Annotated in this window: 19 protein-coding genes; 8 read left to right on the top strand and 11 right to left on the bottom strand. The window is 69.2% G+C overall.

What is annotated here, in order from left to right:
* Window positions 1-15: 15 nt before the first annotated feature.
* The 5 genes from NF4_RS04825 to NF4_RS04805 are packed head-to-tail and all read right to left on the bottom strand — an operon-like array spanning window position 16 to window position 7,683.
* Window positions 16-1,176: an acyl-CoA dehydrogenase family protein gene (locus NF4_RS04825; RefSeq protein ID WP_063126084.1), complete on the bottom strand. Its 1,161-nt coding sequence runs from the start codon at window positions 1,174-1,176 to the stop codon at window positions 16-18.
* Window positions 1,177-1,179: 3 nt separating this feature from the next.
* On the bottom strand, window positions 1,180-3,216 hold the full coding sequence (locus NF4_RS04820; protein WP_232330322.1) for an acetyl/propionyl/methylcrotonyl-CoA carboxylase subunit alpha: 2,037 nt from the start codon (window positions 3,214-3,216) through the stop codon (window positions 1,180-1,182).
* A gap of 8 nt (window positions 3,217-3,224) precedes the next feature.
* Window positions 3,225-4,823: an acyl-CoA carboxylase subunit beta gene (locus tag NF4_RS04815; protein WP_063126083.1), complete on the bottom strand. Its 1,599-nt coding sequence runs from the start codon at window positions 4,821-4,823 to the stop codon at window positions 3,225-3,227.
* On the bottom strand, window positions 4,820-5,971 hold the full coding sequence (locus NF4_RS04810) for an acyl-CoA dehydrogenase family protein (protein ID WP_439956732.1): 1,152 nt from the start codon (window positions 5,969-5,971) through the stop codon (window positions 4,820-4,822). Before NF4_RS04810 ends, NF4_RS04815 begins: the two co-directional genes overlap by 4 nt.
* Window positions 5,968-7,683 carry an acyclic terpene utilization AtuA family protein gene (locus NF4_RS04805; protein ID WP_063126081.1) on the bottom strand — a complete coding sequence of 572 codons (1,716 nt, stop codon included), beginning with the start codon at window positions 7,681-7,683 and terminating at the stop codon, window positions 5,968-5,970. Before NF4_RS04805 ends, NF4_RS04810 begins: the two co-directional genes overlap by 4 nt.
* A 178-nt stretch (window positions 7,684-7,861) precedes the next feature.
* Here NF4_RS04805 and NF4_RS38440 point away from each other — a divergent pair, with 178 nt between their 5' ends.
* Window positions 7,862-8,017 carry a CG2302 family histidine operon protein gene (locus NF4_RS38440; protein ID WP_198165215.1) on the top strand — a complete coding sequence of 52 codons (156 nt, stop codon included), beginning with the start codon at window positions 7,862-7,864 and terminating at the stop codon, window positions 8,015-8,017.
* Window positions 8,018-8,309: 292 nt separating this feature from the next.
* On the opposite strand, the gene thiE is transcribed toward NF4_RS38440, so the two are convergent.
* Entirely contained in the window at window positions 8,310-9,005 is a 696-nt protein-coding gene (gene thiE, locus NF4_RS04800; protein WP_063126080.1) for a thiamine phosphate synthase, read from the bottom strand.
* 183 nt (window positions 9,006-9,188) lie between these two features.
* Here thiE and thiO point away from each other — a divergent pair, with 183 nt between their 5' ends.
* The 3 genes from thiO to NF4_RS04785 are packed head-to-tail and all read left to right on the top strand — an operon-like array spanning window position 9,189 to window position 11,282.
* Entirely contained in the window at window positions 9,189-10,286 is a 1,098-nt protein-coding gene (gene thiO, locus NF4_RS04795; RefSeq protein ID WP_063126119.1) for a glycine oxidase ThiO, read from the top strand.
* A complete protein-coding gene (gene thiS, locus NF4_RS04790; RefSeq protein ID WP_063126079.1) occupies window positions 10,283-10,531 on the top strand; it encodes a sulfur carrier protein ThiS in 249 nt (82 codons plus the stop codon). Before thiO ends, thiS begins: the two co-directional genes overlap by 4 nt.
* Window positions 10,524-11,282 carry a thiazole synthase gene (locus tag NF4_RS04785; protein WP_063126078.1) on the top strand — a complete coding sequence of 253 codons (759 nt, stop codon included), beginning with the start codon at window positions 10,524-10,526 and terminating at the stop codon, window positions 11,280-11,282. Before thiS ends, NF4_RS04785 begins: the two co-directional genes overlap by 8 nt.
* 111 nt (window positions 11,283-11,393) lie before the next feature.
* On the opposite strand, the gene NF4_RS04780 is transcribed toward NF4_RS04785, so the two are convergent.
* Window positions 11,394-12,152: a helix-turn-helix transcriptional regulator gene (locus NF4_RS04780; RefSeq protein WP_063126077.1), complete on the bottom strand. Its 759-nt coding sequence runs from the start codon at window positions 12,150-12,152 to the stop codon at window positions 11,394-11,396.
* Window positions 12,153-12,548: 396 nt separating this feature from the next.
* On the opposite strand from NF4_RS04780, the gene NF4_RS04775 reads away from it, so the two are divergent.
* The 3 genes from NF4_RS04775 (at window position 12,549) to NF4_RS39020 (ending at window position 15,645) form a co-directional block, all read left to right on the top strand.
* Window positions 12,549-13,550 carry an ABC transporter ATP-binding protein gene (locus NF4_RS04775; RefSeq protein WP_084532867.1) on the top strand — a complete coding sequence of 334 codons (1,002 nt, stop codon included), beginning with the start codon at window positions 12,549-12,551 and terminating at the stop codon, window positions 13,548-13,550.
* Window positions 13,550-14,317 (top strand): ABC transporter permease, encoded by a 768-nt coding sequence (locus NF4_RS04770; RefSeq protein ID WP_063126076.1) that lies wholly within the window; start codon window positions 13,550-13,552, stop codon window positions 14,315-14,317. Before NF4_RS04775 ends, NF4_RS04770 begins: the two co-directional genes overlap by 1 nt.
* A 563-nt stretch (window positions 14,318-14,880) precedes the next feature.
* Window positions 14,881-15,645, top strand: a complete 765-nt coding sequence (locus NF4_RS39020; protein ID WP_063126118.1) for an adenylate/guanylate cyclase domain-containing protein — start codon at window positions 14,881-14,883, stop codon at window positions 15,643-15,645.
* Between the two features lie 141 nt (window positions 15,646-15,786).
* Here NF4_RS39020 and NF4_RS04760 read toward each other — a convergent pair whose 3' ends face one another.
* Window positions 15,787-16,773, bottom strand: a complete 987-nt coding sequence (locus NF4_RS04760; RefSeq protein ID WP_198165214.1) for a LysR family transcriptional regulator — start codon at window positions 16,771-16,773, stop codon at window positions 15,787-15,789.
* A 158-nt stretch (window positions 16,774-16,931) separates the two neighbouring features.
* On the opposite strand from NF4_RS04760, the gene dnaE reads away from it, so the two are divergent.
* Window positions 16,932-20,471, top strand: a complete 3,540-nt coding sequence (gene dnaE, locus NF4_RS04755) for a DNA polymerase III subunit alpha (RefSeq protein ID WP_063126074.1) — start codon at window positions 16,932-16,934, stop codon at window positions 20,469-20,471.
* 8 nt (window positions 20,472-20,479) lie between these two features.
* Here dnaE and NF4_RS04750 read toward each other — a convergent pair whose 3' ends face one another.
* From NF4_RS04750 to NF4_RS36280, 3 genes are all read right to left on the bottom strand, one after another.
* On the bottom strand, window positions 20,480-20,935 hold the full coding sequence (locus NF4_RS04750; protein ID WP_063126073.1) for a deaminase: 456 nt from the start codon (window positions 20,933-20,935) through the stop codon (window positions 20,480-20,482).
* Window positions 20,936-21,081: 146 nt separating this feature from the next.
* Window positions 21,082-21,786 (bottom strand): RibD family protein, encoded by a 705-nt coding sequence (locus NF4_RS04745; protein WP_269749580.1) that lies wholly within the window; start codon window positions 21,784-21,786, stop codon window positions 21,082-21,084.
* A gap of 1 nt (window position 21,787) precedes the next feature.
* Window positions 21,788-22,543: an NUDIX hydrolase gene (locus tag NF4_RS36280; protein WP_084532860.1), complete on the bottom strand. Its 756-nt coding sequence runs from the start codon at window positions 22,541-22,543 to the stop codon at window positions 21,788-21,790.
* Between the last annotated feature and the right edge of the window lie 73 nt (window positions 22,544-22,616).

The raw sequence follows: 22,616 nt of genomic DNA, 5'->3' as shown, positions 1-22,616 counted from the left end.
CCGGCCCGCCGGTGGTCAGTAGGACTTCGGCAGGCCCAGCGAATGCTGGGCGACGAAGTTGAGGATCATTTCCCGGCTCACCGGGGCCACCCGCGCGATCCGGGCCGCGCCGAGCATGGCGGCCAGGCCGTATTCCGAGGTCAGGCCGGAGCCACCGTGCGTCTGGATGGCCTGGTCGAGGGCTTTGATACTGGCCTCGGCGGCCGCGTATTTGGCCATGTTGGCGGCCTCGGCGGCCCCCATCTCGTCACCGGCGTCGTAGAGGGTGGCGGCCTTGAGCATCATCAGCCGGGCCAGCTCCAGTTCGATCTTCACCTGCGCCAGCGGATGCGCGATGCCCTGATGCGCGCCGATGGGGGTCTTCCAGACTGTGCGTTCGTTGGCGTACTCGACCGCGCGGTCCAGGGCGTAGCGGCCGACGCCGACCGCCATGGCGGCGCCCATGATCCGCTCCGGGTTCAGGCCCGCGAACAGCTGCATGAGGGCGGCGTCCTCTTTACCGACCAGGGCGGTCGAGGGCAGCCGGACATCGTCGAGGAACAGGGTGAACTGGTGGTCCGGTTCGATGATGTCCATATCCTGCGGGGTCTTCTCGAACCCGGGCGCATCGGTGGGGACGATGAACAGAGCGGGCTTCAGCTTGCCCGTCTTGTGGTCGGAGGTGCGCGCGACGATCAGCACCGCCTCGGCCTGGTCGACGCCGGAGATGAAGATCTTGCGACCGGTGAGCAGCCAGTCGTCACCGTCGCGGCGGGCGGTGGTGGTGATCTGGTGCGAATTGGACCCGGCGTCGGGTTCGGTGATACCGAAGACCATCTTGGCCGAACCGTCGGAGAGCTTGGGCAGCCATTCGGCCTTCTGCTCGTCGGTGCCGTATTTGGTGATGATGGTGCCGCAGATGGCGGGCGAGACCACCATGAGCAGCAGACCGGCACCCTGCGCGGACAGCTCCTCCATCACCAGCGCGAGTTCGTACATGCCGGCCCCGCCGCCCCCGTACTCCTCCGGCAGGTTCACCCCGAGGAAGCCCAGCTTCCCGGCCTCGGCCCACAGTTCGTCCAGCGGTTCGCTCTTGCGCGCCCGGGGCAGCACGTAATCGCGGTAGTTGTACTTGGCGGCCAGCGCGGCCACGGCGGCGCGCAGTTCTTTGCGTTCGTCGGATTCGATGAAGCTCATTGCCTACTCCTGGTTTTCGGTGGCGGGATCCACCACGGCGAGAACGGCACCCACGTCGACCTGTTGGCCGACTTCGACATTCACGGCACTGAGCACACCGGCGGCGGGCGCGGCGATGGTGTGCTCCATCTTCATGGCCTCCAGCCACAGGATCGGCTGACCGGCGGTCACCGAACTGCCGACCTCGGCGCCCAGCCGGATCACGCTGCCCGGCATGGGCGCCAGCAGGGACCCGGTGGCCACCTGGTCGGCGGGGTCGGTGAACCGCGGCAGGCGGCGCGCCGATACCGGACCGAGCGCGGAATCCACACAGACCAGATCGTCGTAGCGGGCGACGGCGAATTGCCGCCGGACCGGGCCGTGCGCACCGGGCACCGCCAGCACCACCTGATCGGGAGCGGCGGAGATCAATTCCAGACCGTCGTACCCGGCGACCTCCACCCCACCGCGGGTGAACCGGTAGTCGATATCGTGCGTACCGGTGGCGCGGCTTTCGTAGGACTTGCGTTGCGCCTGCGACGGCAGATTGCGCCAGCCGCTCGGTACACCCGCGACCACACCGGCGCGCGCCCGGTTGGCGGCCGCTTCGGCGAACGCGGCCGCCACGATCGACAGTTCCTCCTCGTCCGCGCCCGCCAGGGGCGCGGCCAAGGCGTCCAGCCCGTGCGTGGCGAAGAACGCGGTATCGGTATCGCCGGCCAGGAAGGCCGGGTGGCGCAGGACCCGGACCAGCAGGTCGCGGTTGGTGACCAGGCCGTGGATCCGGGCCCGGTGCAGGGCGCCGGCCAGCAGCCGGGCCGCCTCCGCTCGGGTGCGGCCGTAGGAGATGACCTTGGCGAGCATGGGGTCGTAGTGCACCCCGACCACCGAACCGTCGACCACGCCGGAATCCAGCCGGACCCCGGGGCGGTCGAGAAGGTCGAATTCCGCCGCGACTCCGGGGATCTCCATCCGATGCACGGTTCCGCTCTGCGGCTGCCAATCCTGCGCGGGGTCCTCGGCATAGAGCCGGACCTCGATCGAATGGCCACGCAGGGCAGGCGGTTGCGGAGGCAGCCGGTGCCCCTGGGCCACCTCCAGCTGCAACTGGACCAGGTCCAGACCGGTGGTGCATTCGGTGACCGGATGCTCCACCTGGAGGCGGGTGTTCATCTCCAGGAAGAAGAACTCACCGTCCTCGTCGGCCAGGAATTCGACGGTACCGGCGCCGGTGTAGCCGATGGCGGCGGCGGCCTGGCGGGCCGCCTCGAACAGGCGGTCCCGCATACCGGGTCCCGAATCCGGTCCCCGACCGGCATCGATACGTTCCACCAGCGGAGACGGCGCCTCTTCGACGACCTTCTGGTGCCGGCGCTGGATCGAGCACTCCCGTTCGCCGACGGCCCAGATGGTGCCGTGCGTATCGGCCAGCACCTGGACCTCGATATGGCGGCCGGTCTCCAGATAGCGCTCGCAGAAGACGGTGGGGTCGCCGAATGCCGATTCGGCCTCCCGGCGGGCGCCGTCCAATTGCCCGGGGAGTTCGGCCAGGTCGCGCACCACCCGCATACCGCGACCGCCACCACCGGCGGAAGCCTTGATCAGCACCGGGAGTTGGGCTTCGGTGACCTCGTCCGGGTCGAGCTCGGCCAGCACCGGCACCCCGGCGGCGTCCATCATCTTCTTGGACGCGACCTTGGAACCCATCTCCTCGATGGCGGCGGCGGGCGGCCCGATCCAGACCAGCCCGGCCGCTTCCACCGCCCGCGCGAATTCCGCGTTCTCGGAGAGGAACCCGTAGCCGGGATGGACGGCGTCGGCACCGGTGGCCTGCGCGGCCGCGATGATGAGGTCGGCGCGCAGGTAGGTCTGCGCTGGTGTGTTCCCGGGCAGCCGGACCGCCGCGTCGGCCTCGGCGACATGCGGGGATTCGGCGTCGGCGTCGGAATAGACCGCCACCGTGCCCAGGCCCATCCGGCGGCAGGTGGCGAAGATGCGGCGGGCGATCTCACCGCGATTGGCGACCAGGACGCTGGTGATCAGCTGCTGCGTATTCGTCACGACCGGCCTCACATTCGGAAGACGCCGAAGGATTCGGCGCCCTGGACAGGTGCAGTGTGGATGGCCGAGAGGGCCATACCGAGCACTGTGCGGGTATCGCGCGGGTCGATGACCCCGTCGTCGTAGAGCCGCCCGGACATGAACATGGCCAGCGATTCGGCCTCGATCTGCGCTTCCACCATGGCACGCATCCCGGCGTCGGCCTCTTCGTCGAACGCCTGCCCGCGGGCCTCGGCGGCGGCGCGGCCGACGATGGAGATCACCCCGGCCAGTTGCGCCCCGCCCATGACCGCGGATTTGGCGCTGGGCCAGGCGAAGACGAAACGGGGGTCGTAGGCACGGCCGCACATGCCGTAGTGCCCGGCGCCGTAGGAGGCGCCCATCAGTACCGAGATGTGCGGGACCTTGGAATTGGAGACCGCGTTGATCATCTGGGCACCATGTTTGATGATGCCCTTCTGCTCGTATTCCTTGCCGACCATGTAGCCGGTGGTGTTGTGCAGGAACAGCAGCGGGGTGTGGGTCTTGTTGGCCAGCTGGATGAACTGGGTGGCCTTCTGCGATTCCTCGGAGAACAGGACCCCGCGGGCGTTGGCGAGGATACCGACCGGATACCCGTGCAGTTCGGCCCAGCCGGTGACCAGGCTTGACCCGTAGCGGGGCTTGAACTCGTCGAAATCGGAGCCGTCGACGATCCGGGCGATCACCTCGCGCGGATCGAAGGGGATCTTCAGGTCGGGCGGGACGATCCCCAGCAGTTCCTCCGGGTCGTAGCGCGGTTCCGGCACCGAGGCCCGCGCCGCCGGCCCCTGCTTCTTCCAGTTCAGCCGTTTGACGATACGCCGCCCGATGCGGATCGCGTCCTGTTCGTCGAGCGCGTAGTAATCGGCCAGCCCCGAGACCCGGGCGTGCATATCCGCGCCGCCCAGCGATTCGTCGTCCGATTCCTCACCGGTGGCCATCTTCACCAACGGCGGTCCGCCCAGGAACACCTTGGAGCGTTCCTTGATCATCACCACGTGATCGGACATACCGGGGATGTAGGCGCCACCCGCGGTGGAGTTGCCGAAGACCAGGGCGATGGTGGGGATACCCGCCGCCGACGCCTGGGTGAGGTCGCGGAACATCCGGCCGCCGGGTACGAAGACCTCTTTCTGCGTGGGCAGATCGGCGCCGCCGGATTCCACCAGCGAGATCACCGGGAGCCGGTTCTCCCGGATGATGTCGTTGACCCGCAACGTCTTGCGCAGCGTCCACGGATTGGAGGTGCCGCCGCGGACGGTGGGGTCGGGCGCGACGATCATGCATTCCACACCCTCCACCACGCCGATACCGGCGACGGTGCTGGCGCCCACCTGGAATTCGCTGCCCCAGGCGGCGAGCGGGCACAGTTCGAGGAACGGAGAGTCCTCGTCGATGAGCAGTTCGATGCGTTCGCGGGCGGTCAGTTTGCCGCGTTTGCGGTGACGGGCGAGTTTCTCCGGGCCGCCGCCCGCGATGACCTTCTCGAATTCCGCCTCCACCTCGGCGAGTTTGGCGGTCATGGCCGCGGCTGCCGCGATGTAGTCGCCGCTCGTGGTGTCGAGGGTGCTGCGCAGTGTCGTCATGACTGGTATCCCAATCGCTTCGCGGCCAGGCCGGTGAGGATTTCGGTGGTACCGCCGCCGATACCCAGGATCCGCATATCGCGGTACTGGCGTTCCACCTCGGATTCGCGCATATAGCCGAGTCCGCCGAACAGCTGCACCGCCTGATTCGCCACCCATTCGCCGGATTCGACCGCGGTGTTCTTGGCGAAGCAGACCTCGGCGATCAGATCGGTCTCCCCCGCCGCGGCGCGGGCGGCCACGTCCCGGGTGTAGACGCGGGCGATATCGACCCGGCGGGCCATCTCGGTGACGGTGTTCTGCACGGCCTGCCTGCCGATGAGCGGGCGGCCGAAGGTTTCCCGGTTGCGCACCCAATCCAGGGTGAGGTCAAGGCAGCGCTGGGCGCTCGAATACGCCTGCACGGCGAGTCCGACCCGCTCGCTGACGAATGCCGCGGCGATCTGCAGAAAACCGGAATTCTCCGGCCCCACCAGGTTCGACACCGGGACCCGGACATCCTGGTAGGACAGTTCCGCGGTATCGGAAGCGCGCCAGCCCATCTTGTCCAGTTTGCGGCCCACCGCGAAACCGGGGGTGTCCTTTTCGACCACCAGCAGCGAAACCCCGGACGCGCCCGGACCGCCGGTGCGGACGGCGGTCACCACGAAATCGGCGCGGCAGCCGGAGGTGATGTAGGTCTTGGCGCCGTTGACGATGTAGTGGTCGCCGTCGCGGCGGGCCGAGGTGGTCAGGTGTCCCACATCGGAACCGCCCCCGGGTTCGGTAATCGCCAGCGAACCGATCTTGTCACCGGCCAGTGTCGGCCGTACCCAGCGGTCGAGCTGCGCGGGATCGCCCGCGGCGATCAGGTGCGGTACCGCGATACCGCAGGTGAACAGCGAGGCGAAGACTCCACCGGAGACCCCGGCGTAGTGCAGTTCCTCGCAGACGACGGCGCCGTCGATCCCGTTTCCGCCCGCACCGCCGGCGGACTCCGGGAACTGGATGCCGAGCAGACCGAGTTCCCCGGCCTTCTTGTGCAGTTCCCGTGGGATTTCCCCCTCGCGTTCCCAATCGTCCTGATAGGGAAGGATTTCCCGCTCGGCGAAAGCGCGCACGGTGGCGCGGAGTTCGCGGCGCTCGGCGGTGTTCCAGACAGCACTCACGGCAGCAGCTCCCACGGTATGTCGAGATGACGGGACCGCAGCCATTCGCCGAGTCCCTTGGCCTGCGGGTCGAATCTGGCCTGGTAGGCCACGCCTTCGCCGAGCAAACCCGAGATGAGGAAGTTGAGCGCCCGTAGATTCGGCAGCACATGCCGGGTGATCGGCAGCGCGGCGGTCTCGGGCAGTAGTTCGCGCAGCCGCTCGACGGTGAGGGTGTGCGCCAGCCAGCGCCACTGCTCCTCGGTGCGCACCCAGACGCCGATATTCGCGTCCCCGCCCTTGTCGCCGCTGCGGGCCAGTGCGATCTCGCCGAGCGGTACCCGTTTCGTGGGTGTGGGTGGAAGCGGCGCGGGTAGTTCGGGTTCCGGGACCTCGGCCAGTTCGCGGGTCTCCGACGGTGCCCCCACCAGGACCTTGCATCCGGCCGGCGGGTGGGCGGTATGGGCGACCTCGGCGGCGTCGACGAACCCCGGGCGGTAGACCCCGTAGGGCGAACCGTTGCCGGGCGGGGCGGTGAAACTGCAGCCCGGATAGCTGGCCAGCGCGAGTTCGACCGCGACGCCGGAGAACGCGCGACCCACCTTGTTCGGATCGGGGTCGCGGACCACACAGCGCAGCAGGGCGCTGGCCCTCTCCTCGGTGTCGGCATCGGGGCGGTCGAGCCGGGCCAGGGTCCAGTCCAGTTCGGCCGGACGTTCGGGCAACCAGGACTCCAGCTGCCGCCGCGCCAGATCGGCTTTCGCCTCGATATCGAGACCGGTGAGGATGAACTCCATTTCGTTGCGGAATCCGCCGAGAGTGTTCAGCGAAACCTTCACCGTCGGCGGCGGCGGTTCCCCCACGACGCCGCGGATCGACACCCGGTCCGGGCCGTCGGCGGCGAGATCGACCGTATCGAGCCGGGCGGTGACATCGGGGCCGGCGTAACGCGCGCCCTGGATCTCGTACATGAGCTGGGCCGCGACGGTGTCCACGGTGACCGCGCCGCCGGTGCCCGCGTGTTTGGTGATGACGCTGCTACCGTCCGCGCGGATCTCGGCGAGGGGGAATCCGGGGCGGCCGAGGTCGGGGAGTTCGCGGAAGAATGCGAAGTTGCCGCCGGTGGCCTGAGTACCGCATTCGATCACATGACCGGCCACCACCGCGCCGGCCAGCCGGTCGTAATCGGTGCGTTGCCAACCGAAGTGGGCGGCGGCCGGGCCCACCACCACCGACGCGTCGGTGACCCGGCCGGTGACCACCACATCCGAGCCCGCGGCCAGGCATTCGGCGATACCCCAGGCCCCGAGATAGGCGTTGGCGGTGAGCGGGGTGCCGAGGCCGAGTTCGGCGGCGCGGCCGGTGAGATCGTCGCCGTCCACGTATCCGATCCGGACCTCGAGGCCGAGCCGGTCCGCCAGCTCCCCCACCTTCTCCGCCAGCGCGGCCGGATTCAGGCCACCGGCATTGGTCACGATCTGCACATTGCGTTCCAGCGCGAGCCCGAGGCATTCCTCGAGCTGGCGCAGGAAGGTTTTGGCATAGCCGAGACCGGCATCCTTCATCCGGTCGCGGCCCAGGATCAACATGGTGAGTTCGGCGAGATAGTCACCGGTCAGCACATCGAGATGCCCGCCCTCGAGCATTTCGCGCATCGCGCCGAACCGGTCACCGTAGAACCCCGAACAGTTGCCGATCCGGATCAGGTCGGGATCGGCCGCCAGACCACCCATCAGCGGTTTCGCCTCCTACCGCGGCACCGGGCGGGGTCGCCGATATGCGCCCGTGGCTGTCCGCGTACCGCCCCAGCATCACAGGCGACCGGTAAAAAATCAAGCACGCGTGCTTGTTAATTTCCGGACTTCGGGTCGAAGCCTCGAGCAGCGCCGAGACCAGGCACAATAGGGCTCCGTGTCCACCGATGTCGCCGTAGTTCTGCTGTTCACCCTCGCCGGATTTCTCATCGGCGGCGCCTACACCACCTGGAAGACCGCTCGGCCGCTCGCGGTGGCCCTGGGGATCTGCGCTGTGCTCGCGGCACTGGGCGCGGTGCTCTGGCTGCTCTGACGCCGGAGACGACGTCGGCACCGAACGCTGGACAGCCCGGACCGCAGCCCGGTGACCACCCGTTACAGGAGCCGGCGCCCGGACATGTTTCCGAAGCGCCGTCGGGGTCAACACTCAGGGCACGGCGCGTTGCGCGACAGGCGGGACGTCGCGGTGAACCAGAGCCCGGGGATGCGACCGGGCTCCACCGGGCACCTCCCCTTGGCACCGCCGGAACACGCGCCGGCCCTGCCCCTCTGCGCCGGGCACGGCCGGCGCGCTTTCCCTCGGGCCGGGCTTCCGGCAGCGCGGCTCAGGCGTGCAGCAGCGCGGCCTTCAGTGCACGCGCCGCGGACTCCGGATCCTGGGCGGCGGTGATGGCGCGCACCACGACCACCCGTTCCGCGCCCACCGCCAGAACTTCGGGAAGGGTCGCGGCGTCGATACCGCCGATGGCGAACCACGGCCGGGTCGGCGCCGCTGCCGCGGTCTCGCGTACCAGCTCCAACCCGGCCGGTGTGCGCCCCGGTTTGGTCGGGGTCGCCCACACCGGGCCGGTGCAGAAATAGTCGAGGTTCTCGTCACCCGCGGCCAGCCGGGCCTGCTCCCGGTCGTGGGTGGACCGCCCGATCACCACATCCGGGCCGAGGATCTTGCGGGCGTACCAGGGCGGCAGATCCTGCTGACCCAGATGCAGCACATCGGCACCCGCCGCCAGCGCGATATCGGCACGATCGTTGACCGCGAGCAGCGCGCCGTGACGGCGGGCCGCGGCCTTCAGCTCGGCGAGCGCCGCGAGTTCGCCCTTGGCCTCGAGCGGGCCGAACTGCCGCTCCCCGGGCGAACCCTTGTCCCGGAGCTGGATGATGTCCACGCCACCGGCGAGGGCCGCTTCCGCGAACTCGGCGAGATCCCCCCTCTCCCGGCGGGCGTCGGTGCACAGGTACAGCCGGGCGGTCGCGAGGCGGTCGCGCGGGGGCAGCGGTCGGCGAGCGGAGGACGGTTGCACAGTTGCCACCGTAACCGCGCTAACGTGGAGAAGTTGCAGGAGGTGGAACGTAGTGCGAACATCCGCGCGCGCGGCGCGGGCGGCGAGCCGGGCCCGACCGGTGCGATGTAGCCCGGCGCCGGTCCATCGATCCGGCCGTACCGCCGACGCCGTCCACCGTGGTTTGCGGAGAAGGTGGCGCAGGTGAGCGGCCAGGCCACCGATTCGACCCTCGCCGTCGTCGGCGGTGGGGTGATCGGGCTGGCCGTGGCCTGGCGGGCCGCCGAGGCGGGCTGGACGGTCACCCTGTTCGATCCGGCGGTGGGCAGCGGCGCCTCCTGGGTGGCCGGCGGGATGCTCGCACCGCTGTCGGAGGGCTGGCCCGGCGAAGACGCAGTCCTGGAGTTCGGGGCCGCGGCACTGGCCCGCTGGCCGGATTTCGCGGCGCGACTCGAGGCCGTCACCGGCGTGGACGTCTTCGTCGCCGCCGAGACCCTGACGATCGCCCAGGACGCCGCCGATGCCGCCGACCTGCGCACGGTCGCCGAATGGGTCGGCGAGCGCGGCCACGAACTCCGGGTACTGGACCGGGCCGGGGTCCGGGAGCTGGAACCGGCGCTGGCCCGCACAGTGCGGGCCGGGCTGCTCGCACCCACCGAACCGGCCCTCGACAACCGCCGGCTGCTGACCGCGCTGCGCAAGGCCGTGGCCGGAGCCGGGGTGACCGTGCGCGCGGACCGGGTCCGCGACCTGACCGCACTCGACCAGCGGCAGGTGGTGCTGGCCGCGGGCGCCGCCTCGGCCGAATTGTGGCCCGGACTGCCGGTCCGCCCGGTGAAGGGCGAGATCTTGCGCCTACGCCACCGCCCCGGCGCCCAACCGCCGCCCACCCGGGTCGTGCGGGCCCGCGTGCACGGGCGGCCCGTGTACTTCGTGCCCCGCGCCGACGGTCTGGTGCTCGGCGCCACCCAGTACGAGGCCGGTTTCGATACCGCGGTCACGGTCGCCGGGGTCCGCGACCTCATCGGGGACGCCGAGACCGTTTTGCCCGGGATCGGTGAATACGAACTGCTCGAAGCCGCCGCCGGCGCGCGACCCGGCAGCCCCGACAATCTCCCTCTCGTCGGGCGGCTGTCGGACCGCGTGATCGCGGCCACCGGGCACGGCCGCAACGGCATGCTGACCAGCGCGCTCACCGCCGAAGCGGTGGTGGCCGAGCTGAACGGGCAACCACTGGCCGAGGTCGCGGCGGCCGATCCGAACCGGTTCACGGCATCCACACCCTCAGGAGGTAGTCGATGACACAGTCGTCCACACAGGGCTCACCAGCGCACGGATCGTCCGCGCCGATCGGGGTCACGGTGAACGGGACCGAGCACGAGTTCACCGAACAGCTGACGGTGCGCCAACTGCTGGAACGCCTCGAACTGCCGTGCCAGGGCGTGGCGCTGGCGGTCGACGGCGCCGTGTTCCCGCGCTCCCGCTGGGATGAGCCGGTGGGTCGCGGCTGGGAGATCGATGTGCTCACGGCGGTCCAGGGTGGCTGACGAAGCGTTGCGCATCGCCGACCGCACCTTCGGCTCCCGGCTGATCATGGGCACCGGCGGCGCGGAGAATCTGACCGTGCTGGAGGAGGCCCTGCTGGCCTCGGGTACGGAGCTGACCACGGTCGCCATGCGGCGGGTCGACGCCGCGGGCGGTACCGGTGTACTCGACCTGCTGAAACAGCTCGATATCGCGCCGCTGCCCAATACCGCGGGCTGCCGCACGGCCGCCGAGGCGGTGCTCACCGCGCAGTTGGCAGCCGAGGCGCTGGATACGAATTGGGTCAAACTCGAGGTGGTCGCCGACGACCGGACGCTGCTGCCCGACCCCATAGAACTGATCGACGCCGCCGAACAACTGGTGGACGCCGGTTTCACTGTGCTGCCCTACACCAACGACGATCCGGTGCTGGCGCGGCGGCTCGAGGACGCCGGGTGCGCGGCGGTGATGCCGCTGGGTGCCCCGATCGGCACCGGCCTGGGTATCGGCAATCCGCACAATATCGAGATGATCGTGAGCCGCGCCCAGGTGCCGGTGATCCTGGACGCCGGTATCGGGACCGCCAGCGACGCCGCGCTCGCCATGGAACTCGGCTGCTCCGCGGTCCTGCTGGCCACCGCGGTGACCCGGGCCAAGCATCCGGCCCTGATGGCTGCCGCCATGGCCGACGCGGTACGGGCCGGCTACCGGGCGCGGGAAGCGGGCCGGATCCCCAAGCGGTTCTGGGCCCAGGCGTCCTCACCCGGCCGGTAGATCCCCGTGACCGGCAACTCCACCAGTGGGTACCGGTGCGGGCTCGGGCCATCCTCGGTGACGCCCTGGTCTGATGTCCGCTCCAGCTGGACACCAGGTGTCACGGTGACATCAGGTGTCCAGCTCTGGGGGTTTGTTGTAGGCGTCGATGGTCGCCTTCGTGGTGGAAGAGTCCTGCAATACCAGTTCCCATGGCCCGGTGTTCACCTCGAAATTCTTCCCGAAACCGACCCACTTCCCGGCCATCCGGCTACCGGTCAACTCGATCAGCAGTTGGACCGAACCGTGGTACCGGGCGCCGCGGTAGTAGCCTTCCTGCGCGGTGATCTCGCTCCATGTGCCTGTCGACACATGGCCGTCCACTGTCAGATCCATCTCCAGTGATGACGGAGACGAGCCGGGCAGACTGCGCACGGTGAGCCGGTCGTCGTGCTGCAACATCACCACGTAATGCGCTGTGGTGAATGTCGCATCCCGGCCGCTGGAGTAGTACTCGTACCGGGACAGCCAGACGCCCGAGTACGAGCCTGGAAGTCGGGCGCGCGAACCGCCCGCCGCCGCGGTCGCCTGGCCGGGATCGACAGCGCCGATGGGCGATTCGACGTTCTGGCTTCCGTCCGGGCCGGACAGGCTCCGGCCGGCCATGACCGCGCCGAACCCGAGCGTTTCGATCGGTAGACCCATGACCTTCTCCAGTGCCCGTGCGTGCGAGGGCCGCGGGTTGAGTGTGCGTCCGGCCTCCCAGCGCTGTACGAGTCGTTTGGTAGCGCTGGCGCATCCTGCTTCCCGTAGTGCCCGCGCGAGATCGTCTTGGCTCATCAGGCGAGCGTTACGGGCCGCCCGCAGTGCAGTGTTCGGTGTGGTGGCCATGTCCCGACAGTAATGCTTGGACGCCTGAATGTCGTCTGAAATATGTACATATTGACGCCTCAACCGTCGTCGTATCACCCGAGGCAGGACAGCCAATGTGAAGGGAGCCCCGCCGCCGGGTGTGACCCCGACTCCCCGGCGGCGGGTGCCTTCCAATCTGCAGGGGGTCGGGGATGCAGGGGTGTGTAGTGGTTGGGGAATGGCTTACCGATTTGCGGACGTTGGGTCGGGTCGCCGCGGGTCTGAGGCGGCTGGATATCTATCCGGCGGCGTGACCGCACTGCCCCGTACGGACTTGTACCCACCAAAACGGTCCGGCCGTCATCCTCCAGGATGAGTGCGGATGGCGACCATCGGGCGACGCGAGCGCTCCCTGGATAGGGCATGCTGGTCGGCATGATCGAAGTCCGGGGCTTGACCAAGCACTACGGGCAGACCGTCGCGGTCCAGGACCTGACCTTCACCGTGCAACCCGGTCAGGTCACCGGGTTCCTGGGACCGAACGGCGCCGGTAAATCCACCACTATGCGCATGATCCTCGGCCTGGATCGCCCCACCGCGGGCAGCGCGCTCATCAACGGCAGACCGTACGGGCAGCTGAAGCATCCGTTACGTGAAGTCGGCGCGCTGCTGGACGCGAAATGGGTGCATCCCAACCGGTCGGCGCGAGCCCATCTGGAATGGATGGCGGCCTCCAACGGGTTGCCGAAATCCCGGGTGGAAGAGGTACTGCGGCTGGTGGGTCTGTCGGAGGTCGCCGGTAAATCGGCCGGCGGATTCTCCCTGGGCATGTCGCAGCGACTGGGCCTGGCGGGCGCCCTGCTGGGCGATCCGAAAGTCCTGCTCTTCGACGAGCCGGTCAACGGCCTGGACCCGGAGGGCATCCTCTGGATCCGGCGGTTCATGCAGCGACTGGCCGCCGAGGGCCGCACCGTCCTGGTGTCGAGCCATCTGCTCTCGGAGATGTCGCAGACCGCCGATCATCTGGTGGTCATCGGCCGCGGCCGGCTCATCTCCGATTCCACCACCGCGGAGTTCATCGAACGCGCGTCGGAGTCGTCGGTGCGGGTGCGCAGTCCGCAGCTCGACGAGCTGCGCAGCCTGCTCACCTCCAACGGGATGACCGTGAAACAGAACGAGGGCAACGCCGACGGCGCGGCACTCGTGGTCAACGGGGTCACCAGCGACGCGGTGGGCGCACTGGCCGGTGAGCACAACATCACCCTCTACGAGCTCGCCCCGCAGCGGGGCTCACTGGAGGAGGCGTTCATGCGGATGACCGGCGGGGATGTCCAGTATCACGGTGAGGTAGGCCCGCAGGGCGATGTCGCGGCGGCCCCGCCCGGGGCCCCCGGACCGCAGCCGGTCGAGCCCAAGGTTCTCGGAGGTACCAAGTAATGGGTGTGATCGCCGCGGAACGCATCAAACTCACCTCGACCCGCTCGCCGTGGTGGTGCTCGCTGATCGTGGTGGCCCTCGCGGTCGGGTTCGCCGCACTGTTCGGGCTGATCGGGCGGATCGCCGCCGACGACCCGCAGGCCTCGGGAGCCCCCGCGCTGACCGTGGACACCGCCTTCCTCGGGATCAGCGGGTTCGGGGTGATGGTGCTGGCCATCATGGCCACGCTCACCGTGACCAGCGAGTACCGGTTCGGCATCATCCGGACCACCTTCCAGGCCGTGCCCAACCGCATCCTGGTGATCGGCACCAAGGCGGGCCTGGTCGGGCTCTACGCGGCCGTGTTGACCACGGTGCTGGCCTTCGCCGCGTACGCGGTGGCCAAGGCGGTCGCCGGGGACGCCGGCTCCACCTTGATCCTGGAGGGCAACTGGCGTGCCCTGTACTCGATACCGGTCCTCGCCTTTCTCAATGTGGTGCTGGCCATCGCCATCGGTGTGCTGGTCCGGCAGTCGGCGGCGGCGATCTCGTTGATCGTGCTCTGGCAACTGATCATCGAACCGCTGGTCGGCGCACTGGGTAAAGTGGGACGTGAGATCAGCGCGTTCCTGCCGTTCCAGAATGCGAGCCGCTTCGCGCTGATGGACGAGTCGATGGCGTCGGGTAACTGGCACTGGGGCGTATGGGGCAGCCTCGTCTACTTCATCGCCTTCGTCGCACTCGTCACCGGCGCCGCCCTGGTGGTTGTCAACCAGCGCGACGCCTGACCGAATCGCCCGAGCCGCTTCCCTCGCCGCTCGGGTATGGGGTGGCGCGGCCTTGTCGGGAGGATCGCGCGCCCCGCACGCCGGCGGCCACTGCCCGGTCGTCGGAGTGCACTTACCACCGGCCCGGTGCGCAACGCACCGGGCCGGTGGTCGTGATCACACAGTGTGGTTGTTTCCCCTGGCCGCCGCCGGCGGCGGGGAGACTCTTCGCGACTTGCCAAATATCTGTAACCAAGCGTTCACCGGCAGCCCGCCGGTCGTCGCTACGATCGGGGTCAGGCACCGAACGTTTTCCATCGGCGGACCCAACGGCGTGCCGCACTCCTCCGATAGAGAGGCGACAGGTGACGATTATCAGCGTTCCCCGCACGTCCGATTCCCTGAGATACCCTCGGGGCGTGAACGAAAAGCCCTCCGGCCGAGCCGTACCGGAGCCGGAGGTCGACAGCGCCGCCGCGCCGGGCGCCGATCACGCGTCCACCGACGAGCCGACGGTCGGGCCGGCCTCCGAGAACGGCGCCGCCGTCGGCGCGGTACGCCGTGTCCATCCGCTCTCGGCCCTGATGAACGCGGCCAACCAGCGACCGGATGTGATCGAGGTCCTGCGGCGGGCCCGTCATCAGCTCCCCGGCGATCCCGCCTTCGGTGACCCGCTGTCGGTCACCGGCCCCGGCGGCGCCCGCGCCGTGGCACGAGCCGCGGACCGGCTGGTCGGCGACAGCCCCAGCGCTGCCCGCGAGATCGGGTTCGGTGCGCTGCAGGTCTGGCAGGCGATGCTCGAACGCCTCGGTCGTGGTAAGGGCACCCAGGAGATGACGGTGATGTTCACCGATCTGGTGTCGTTCTCGTCCTGGTCGCTCACCGCGGGCGACGAAGCCACCCTGGACCTGCTGCGCAAGGTGGCCAAGGCCATCGAACCCCCCATCGCCGAACGCGGCGGCCAAGTGGTGAAGCGGATGGGCGACGGCGTCATGGCGGTGTTCCCCTCCGCCGATCGGGCCGTACAGGCCGCGATCGCCGCGAAACGCAATCTGGCCGAGGTGACCGCGGGCGACTACCGACCCCGGATGCGGATCGGCCTGCACACCGGTTCACCGCGGGAGATCGGCGGCGACTGGCTGGGTGTGGATGTCACCATCGCCGCCCGGGTGATGGAGGCCGGCGGCAACGGCAAGATGATGGTCTCCCACACCACGCTGACCGCGCTGCAGCCCGAAACCCTGGCCGAGCTGGGGCAGATAGCCCGCCCCTACCGCCGCAGTTTCTTCGCCGCGCCCCTGAGCGGAGTACCGGAGGATCTGCGCATCTACCGGATCAGCTCGGGCTGAGCCACCCGCCCGTCCACGTCTGCACCGACCGGTGCGCAGCGCGCCCGGCGGTTTGCTCGATCCGCTGGTCCGCATGCTTCCGATAGCCGGACCACGCCGACAGCGCGGGGCGGTGCCGGGTAGCGCGCGTGCGCGGCCCGGCTACGCGGATACGAACAGGGGCCGGTCGATCTCCGGGATCCAGCAGTCGCGCGCGATATCGCGGTTGTAGTTGTCGCGGAAATAGGCGATCAGATCCGCGATACCCGGATGCGGGTCGGTCCGGTCCCACAACAGCGCGTGCGGGTAGGCGGGGGTCGGATCCACAATCGGCACCCGGCGGATATGCGGATGCCACGGGGATTCGAAACCTTCCGCGCTGAAGGTCGCGAGGGTGTCCGAATCGGCGATGTGCTCGATCACCATCGCGATCGGCGCCGGCCCGCGACCCGTGGCGACCTCGGGGAACAGTTCGGACCGGCGACTGCTGTCGATCACGACTCCGCTGTACCGGCTCAGTTCGCGGTAGTAGTCGGTCCACTCCGATTCCACCGATGTCCCCGGCACCCACACCGTCACCCCGGCCAGTTCGGCGAGCGAGACCGCCGCACGTCCGGCGAGCGGATGGTCCTTGCCGACCAGTAGATGCAGCGGATCCAAGAGGAACGGGACGGCCGCTATCCGCCCCGGCAGGGGCCGGGGCCCGCCCTCGGCGCGGGCGACGGCCGCGTCCACCCGGCCCGCGACCAGGGCGTCCCGGGAGGTGACGAAGGCGTTGGTCAGCACGATCTCGGTATCGCGGTCGGGGTGGCGGCCGAGGTAGTACCGCATGGCCCGCATCTCGGTCGCCCGCTCGCCCAGCACCGCCACCCGCAGCGGCCGCGGTCGGCGTACCACGGTGGCCACGGCTTCGTCGGCGACGGCGAGCAGGGAGCGCGCGTGCGGCAGGAACCGGGCGGCGGACGCGGTCAGGGCCGCGCCGGTGGGAGCCCGGTCGAAGAGGTCGAGGCCGAGTTGGTTCTCCAGCCGGGCGATACGTTTGGACACCGCCTGCTGGCTGATGCCGAGCAGCGCCGCGGCCGCGCCGAACCGGCCTTCGTCGGCGACGGCGACGAAAGCCCGGACCGTCGCCAGATCGAGCTCGGGCACTCCACCTCCTGATACATCCATCGGTTGTCTCCGCTGTCGTGTCGATTGTTCGACTCAGCACCTTTGAGCTGGTCATATGTAGCCGAAATGACCTTATAGGCCCGCCGGTTCGACAACCGAATCGGCCACGGGCCCGGTTCTACGGCACGGGGTGATCGATGACGGGCGCGTCTTTCGTGCATCTGCACAACCACACCGAGTACTCGATGCTCGACGGTATGGCCAAGGTGGGTCCGCTGTTCGCGGAAGCCGAGCGCCTGGGGATGCCGGCGGTCGGGATGACCGATCACGGCAACATGTACGGGGCGGCGGAGTTCTTCCGCCGATCCCGGGATTCGCCGGTGAAACCGATCATCGGTATCGAGGCGTATATCGCACCGGAATCCAGGTTCTCCGGCAAACGGGTCTTCTGGGGCGAGCCCGGGCAGAAATCCGACGATGTGTCGGGGTCGGGCGCGTATCTGCACATGACACTGTTCGCCCGGAACGCGGTGGGTCTGCGCAATCTCTTCCGGCTGTCCTCGCGCGCGTCGTTCGAGGGGCAGTTGGGGAAATGGCCGCGGATGGACGCCGAACTCGTCGCCGAACACGCTGAAGGTGTCCTGGCGACCACGGGTTGTCCGTCCGGCGAGGTCCAGACCCGCCTGCGGCTGGGGCAGTTCGACGCCGCCTACGCGGCCGCGGGCCGCTGGCGCGATATCTTCGGCCCGGACAACTTCTTCCTGGAAGTGATGGACCACGGCCTGACGATCGAACGCCGGGTCCGCGACGATCTGCTCGCCGTCGGCCGGAAGGCCGGGCTCACGGCACTGGCCACCAACGACTGTCACTACGTACTACGGGAGCAGGCGGCGGCACACGAGGCGATGCTGTGTGTGCAGACGGGCAAGACGCTGTCGGATCCGGCACGGTTCCGGTTCGACGGCGACAGTTTCTATCTCAGGTCCGCGGCGGAGATGCGCGCCCTGTGGGACGCGGAAGTGCCCGGCGCCTGCGATACCACCCTCGCAGTGGCCGAACGCATCGAACCGTACGACGAGGTGTGGGAATTCCGCGACCGGATGCCGGTGTTCCCGGTGCCGGAAGGCCATACCGAGGACAGCTGGTTGCGCCGCGAGGTGGACGCGGGCCTGCGCTGGCGTTTCCCCGCGGGCGTACCCGACAGCTACCACGGCCGCGCGCGGTTCGAGCTGGACATCATCCGCGACAAGGGTTTTCCCGCCTACTTCCTGGTGGTCGGCGATCTGGTGGCGCACGCCCGCCGGGTCGGTATCCGGGTCGGCCCCGGCCGTGGTTCGGCGGCGGGGTCGCTGGTGGCCTACGCGCTGGCGATCACCAATATCGACCCCATCGAGCACGGGCTGCTGTTCGAACGGTTCCTCAACCCCGAGCGCCCGTCGGCACCCGATATCGATATCGATTTCGACGACCGCCGCCGCGGCGAGATGATCCGCTACGCCGCCGAGCGCTGGGGCGCGGACAAGGTCGCCCAGGTGATCACCTTCGGCACCATCAAGACCAAGGCGGCCATCAAGGACGCCGCCCGCGTCCAGTTCGGTCAGCCCGGATTCGCCCTCGCCGACCGGATCACCAAGGCGCTGCCGCCCGCGGTGGCGGCCAAGGACATCCCGGTGGCGGGGATCACCGATCCCGGCCACGAACGCTACGGCGAGGCGGCGGAGGTGCGGGCACTCATCGAGGCAGACCCGGATATGCGTCGCATCTACGACACTGCGGTCGGGCTCGAGGGGATGGTCCGCGGCGCCGGGGTCCACGCCTGCGCGGTGATCCTGTCCAGCGAACCGCTGCTCGATATCGTGCCGCTGTGGAAGCGCCCGCAGGACGGGGCGATCATCACCGGCTGGGACTACCCGTCGTGTGAGGCCGTCGGTCTGCTGAAAATGGATTTCCTGGGTCTGCGCACCCTCACCGTGATCGGTGACTGCCTCGACAATATCCGCGGCAACCGCGGTATCGAGATCGACCTGGACACCCTCGCCCTCGACGACGAGCCCACCTACGCCATGCTGGCGCGCGGCGACAATCTCGGGGTGTTCCAGATGGACTCGGCCGGTATGCGGGAACTGCTGCTGCGGATGGCCCCCACCGAGTTCAACGATCTGGTGGCCTCCAACGCCCTCTACCGGCCGGGGCCGATGGGCGTGGGAGCGCACTGGTCCTACGCCGATCGCAAGAACGGGCGGGAAGCGGTCACGCCGATCCATCCCGAACTGGACGAAGCGCTGCGCGCGGTCCTCGCCGAAACCTACGCGCTGATCGTCTATCAGGAGCAGATCATGCAGATCGCGCAGCAGGTCGCCGGATACTCCCTGGGCCAGGCCGATCTGCTGCGCCGGGCGATGGGTAAGAAGAAACCGGAAGTTCTGGCCATGGAGTTCGAGAACTTCCGGGACGGTATGCGCGGCAACGGCTACAGCGACGCGGCGGTGACCGCGCTGTGGGAGGCGGTGCTGCCGTTCGCCGGCTACGCCTACAACAAATCGCACGCCGCCGGCTACAGCCTGGTGATGTACTGGACCGCCTACCTCAAGGCCAACTATCCGGCGGAGTTCATGGCTGCCCTGCTCACCTCGGTCGGTGACGACAAGGACAAATCGGCGATCTATCTGGCCGACTGCCGCAAACGTGGTATCCGAGTGCTGCCACCGGATGTGAACCAGTCGGCGGCCACGTTCACCAGCGTCGGGCCCGATATCCGCTTCGGCCTGGGTGCGGTCCGCAATGTCGGTGAACCGGTGGTGCGGGCGGTGATCCGGGCGCGGGAGTCGGCCGGTGCGTTCACCTGCTTCTCCGACTACCTGGCGAAAGCCGACAGTGTGGCGTGCACCAAGAAGGTGGTCGAATCACTGGTCAAAGCGGGCGCCTTCGAATCCCTCGGCCATCCCCGCAAAGGTCTGTACACGATCCACAGCGAAGCGATCGACGCGGTGACGGTCACCAAGAAAGCCGCGGCACGCGGGCAATTCGACCTCTTCTCCGGTGCTACCGCCGACCCCGCCGCGAACACCTCCGTTTTCGAGGTGCCCGTCCCCGACGAGGAATGGGAAACACGGGAGCGGTTGGGCTACGAACGGGAGATGCTCGGGCTCTATGTCTCCGGGCATCCGCTCGACGATATCGCCGCCGCGCTCGGCGCCGCCGGTGACACCCCACTCGCCGCCCTGCACGACGGTCGCGTCCCGCACGGCCGCCGGGTGCGGCTGGCCGGCATCATCGCCGCCGTCGACCGGCGCGTCACCAGGAAGGGCGAACCCTGGGCGGTCGTGCGTCTGGAGGACCTGGAGGCCGGTGCCGAAATCCTGTTCTTCCCCGCTGCCCACGCCACCGCCGCCGGATATCTCACCGAGGACGCGATCGTGGTGATCACCGCGACGGTCAGCGTCCGCGACGGGCGCCGGTCGCTGCTGGGCGATCAGGTGACCGCACCGGATCTCACCGCCGGTACCGCCGGGCGGCCGGTCACCCTCACCCTCCCGGTGGCGGCCTGTACCCCGCACACGGTCCGCGCCCTGCGCGAGACCCTGCAGCGGCATCCCGGCCCCACCGACCTGCGAATCGACCTGATCGGCGCCCGGGGTCCCCGGCTGCTCGCCCTGGACCCCCGTTTCCGCATCACCACCTCACCCGCGCTGATGGGTGAGCTGAAAGCACTGTTCGGACCGGCTTGTCTGCGCTGACGAGACGATCAGGACAGATCGAGGTGGCGGTTCACCGCCATGGCGGCCTCGGCCAGATCCGGGAGTTCGAGTACCCGCACCCCGTGCTCGCGCAGTTTCTCCACTCCCACACAGTTCTCGACGAACGTGGACGGCTCGCGCCACGCGATCACCACCACCGGGATACCGGCGGCGAGCACGCGATCGGTACAGGGCAGCCGCGTTTTGGTCGCCCGCTCCGAACAGGGCTCCAGGGTGCTGTAGAGGGTGGCCTGCCGCAACCGCGGATCGTGCGGATCCAGTTTGTCCAGGGCGGATTCCTCGGCGTGCACCTTGGGATCGGTTTCCCGCGAATAGCCGGTGGCTATTTCGGCGCCGTCGGCGACGATCACGGCGCCCACCGAGAAAGCACCGGGTGCCTGCGGACTCCGCCGCGAGAGTTCGATCGCCCGGTTCATCCAGTAGTGGTGGTCGGGTTCGGGCACCGGGCCTCCTAGATGGCGCTGTCGGGCGTAACCCGTCCACAGTCCGCGCACGGCCGGAGCTGATGCCGAGGTACGCAAGAGCGCACGGCCGGCGCGGATGCGGAGGTACGCAAGAGCGCATGGCCGGCGCGGATGCGGAGGTACGCCTAGGGTCTGTACCGCAACACTGCCACATCCCCGAGCCGCTCCACCTCGACCAGGCGCATGCGATGGGTGGAACCGCCGGGAAACCGCGCGGGATGCAGGAAACGCGGGGCGGCGGGGTCGCCGACGAGCGTGGGCCCGACCGCGACCAGCAGTTCGTCGGCCAGTCCGGCGGACAGGAACGCGGTGTGGATCCGGCCGCCGCCCTCCACCATCAACCGCCCGATGCCCCGGGCGCCGAGATCGTCGAGCAACTGCCCGAATTCGAGTTCCGGGCCCAGGGCCACGATCTCGGCCGGTACGGTCAACCGGTCGCGCAGCCGCCGTGCGCCCGCGTCGGTGGTGTAGACGAGCGGGGCGTGTTCGGCGGTACCGTACCGCCAGAAACGCGCCTCCGGATCCAGTTCGCCGCGCGCGGTCACCGTCACCTTGCGGGGGTACTCCGGCCGGCCCGCGGCGATCCGCTGCGCACGCCGCGACTCGTCGCGTACGAGCAACCGCGGATTGTCTCGGCGCAGCGTCTCGGCTCCCACGAGAATCGCGTCCGACCAGGCACGGATACCGTCCACCCGGTCGAAATCGGCGTCGTTGGACAGCAGCAGGCGTTCGGGCTCCATATCGTCGATATAGCCGTCGACACTCATCGCGACCGAGAGCAGCACGTACGGCCGGGCCGGCCGCGCGGCTTCCTCCGCGCCGTTTCCCAATTCAGCGCTCCGATCCCAGCACCGCGCTGCGCGGAATCCCCAGCACTCTGGCCTCCGCGTCTGCGGACCCACCGAGCCCCGCACCCGGATCGTCCGCTTCGCCCGCCGGATTCGGGGACCCACTCGGTTCCGGATTCTCCGGCGGGTACGGGGGGTTCAGCAGGACGGCACGGTCACCGGGCCCGTCGGGTTCGGCGTGCAACCAGACGAACTCCGCACCCAGGTCGACCGTGCGCGGCAGGGTCGCGGCCAGCTCCGCCGCGTCCGCCGCCGGGTACTCACCCGGGTCCATCCAGGCGAACGTGGCCCGCAAGCCGGGCCAGGCGTGCGCGAACCCGGCGTGCAGCGGACGCTGATCCACCTCGTCCTCCGGCACCCAGGCCAGTTCCACACTCTCCATGTTCGGACGCACCGGCAGCGGTTTGCCCGCATCGGCGATCACCGTCGTGTAGGTCCAGCCGCTCGGGGCGGTGGCGGTGACCCGTTCGGCGCGCACCCGGATGTCCGCGGCCTTGATACCGGCCTCCTCGTCGGCTTCGCGGACCGCCGCGTGCACCGCCGACTCGTCGCTGTCGCGGGCCCCGCCGGGCAACGCCCAGGTCCCGCCCTCGTGACTCCACAGCGCGCGATGCTGCAGCAACACCGCCGAACCACCGCTACCGATCGGGGCGCGCAGCAGCAGGCCGGCCGCACCGAACAGGCCCCAGTGCCGCACACCACCGGGGCTTATGGACCACCCGTCACCGTCACCACGCATCTCGCACCGCCCTCGTCGACCGTTACCTCCATCCTGCCCCACCGGTGGTGGTGGGTGGCGCGTTGTGGAGGTC

Origin of the sequence: Nocardia fusca NBRC 14340 (assembly GCF_001618425.1) — a bacterium.
GTDB lineage: Bacteria > Actinomycetota > Actinomycetes > Mycobacteriales > Mycobacteriaceae > Nocardia > Nocardia fusca.
The sequence above is the reverse complement of the archived record's forward strand: the minus strand, read 5'-3'. Positions and strand labels throughout refer to the sequence as shown.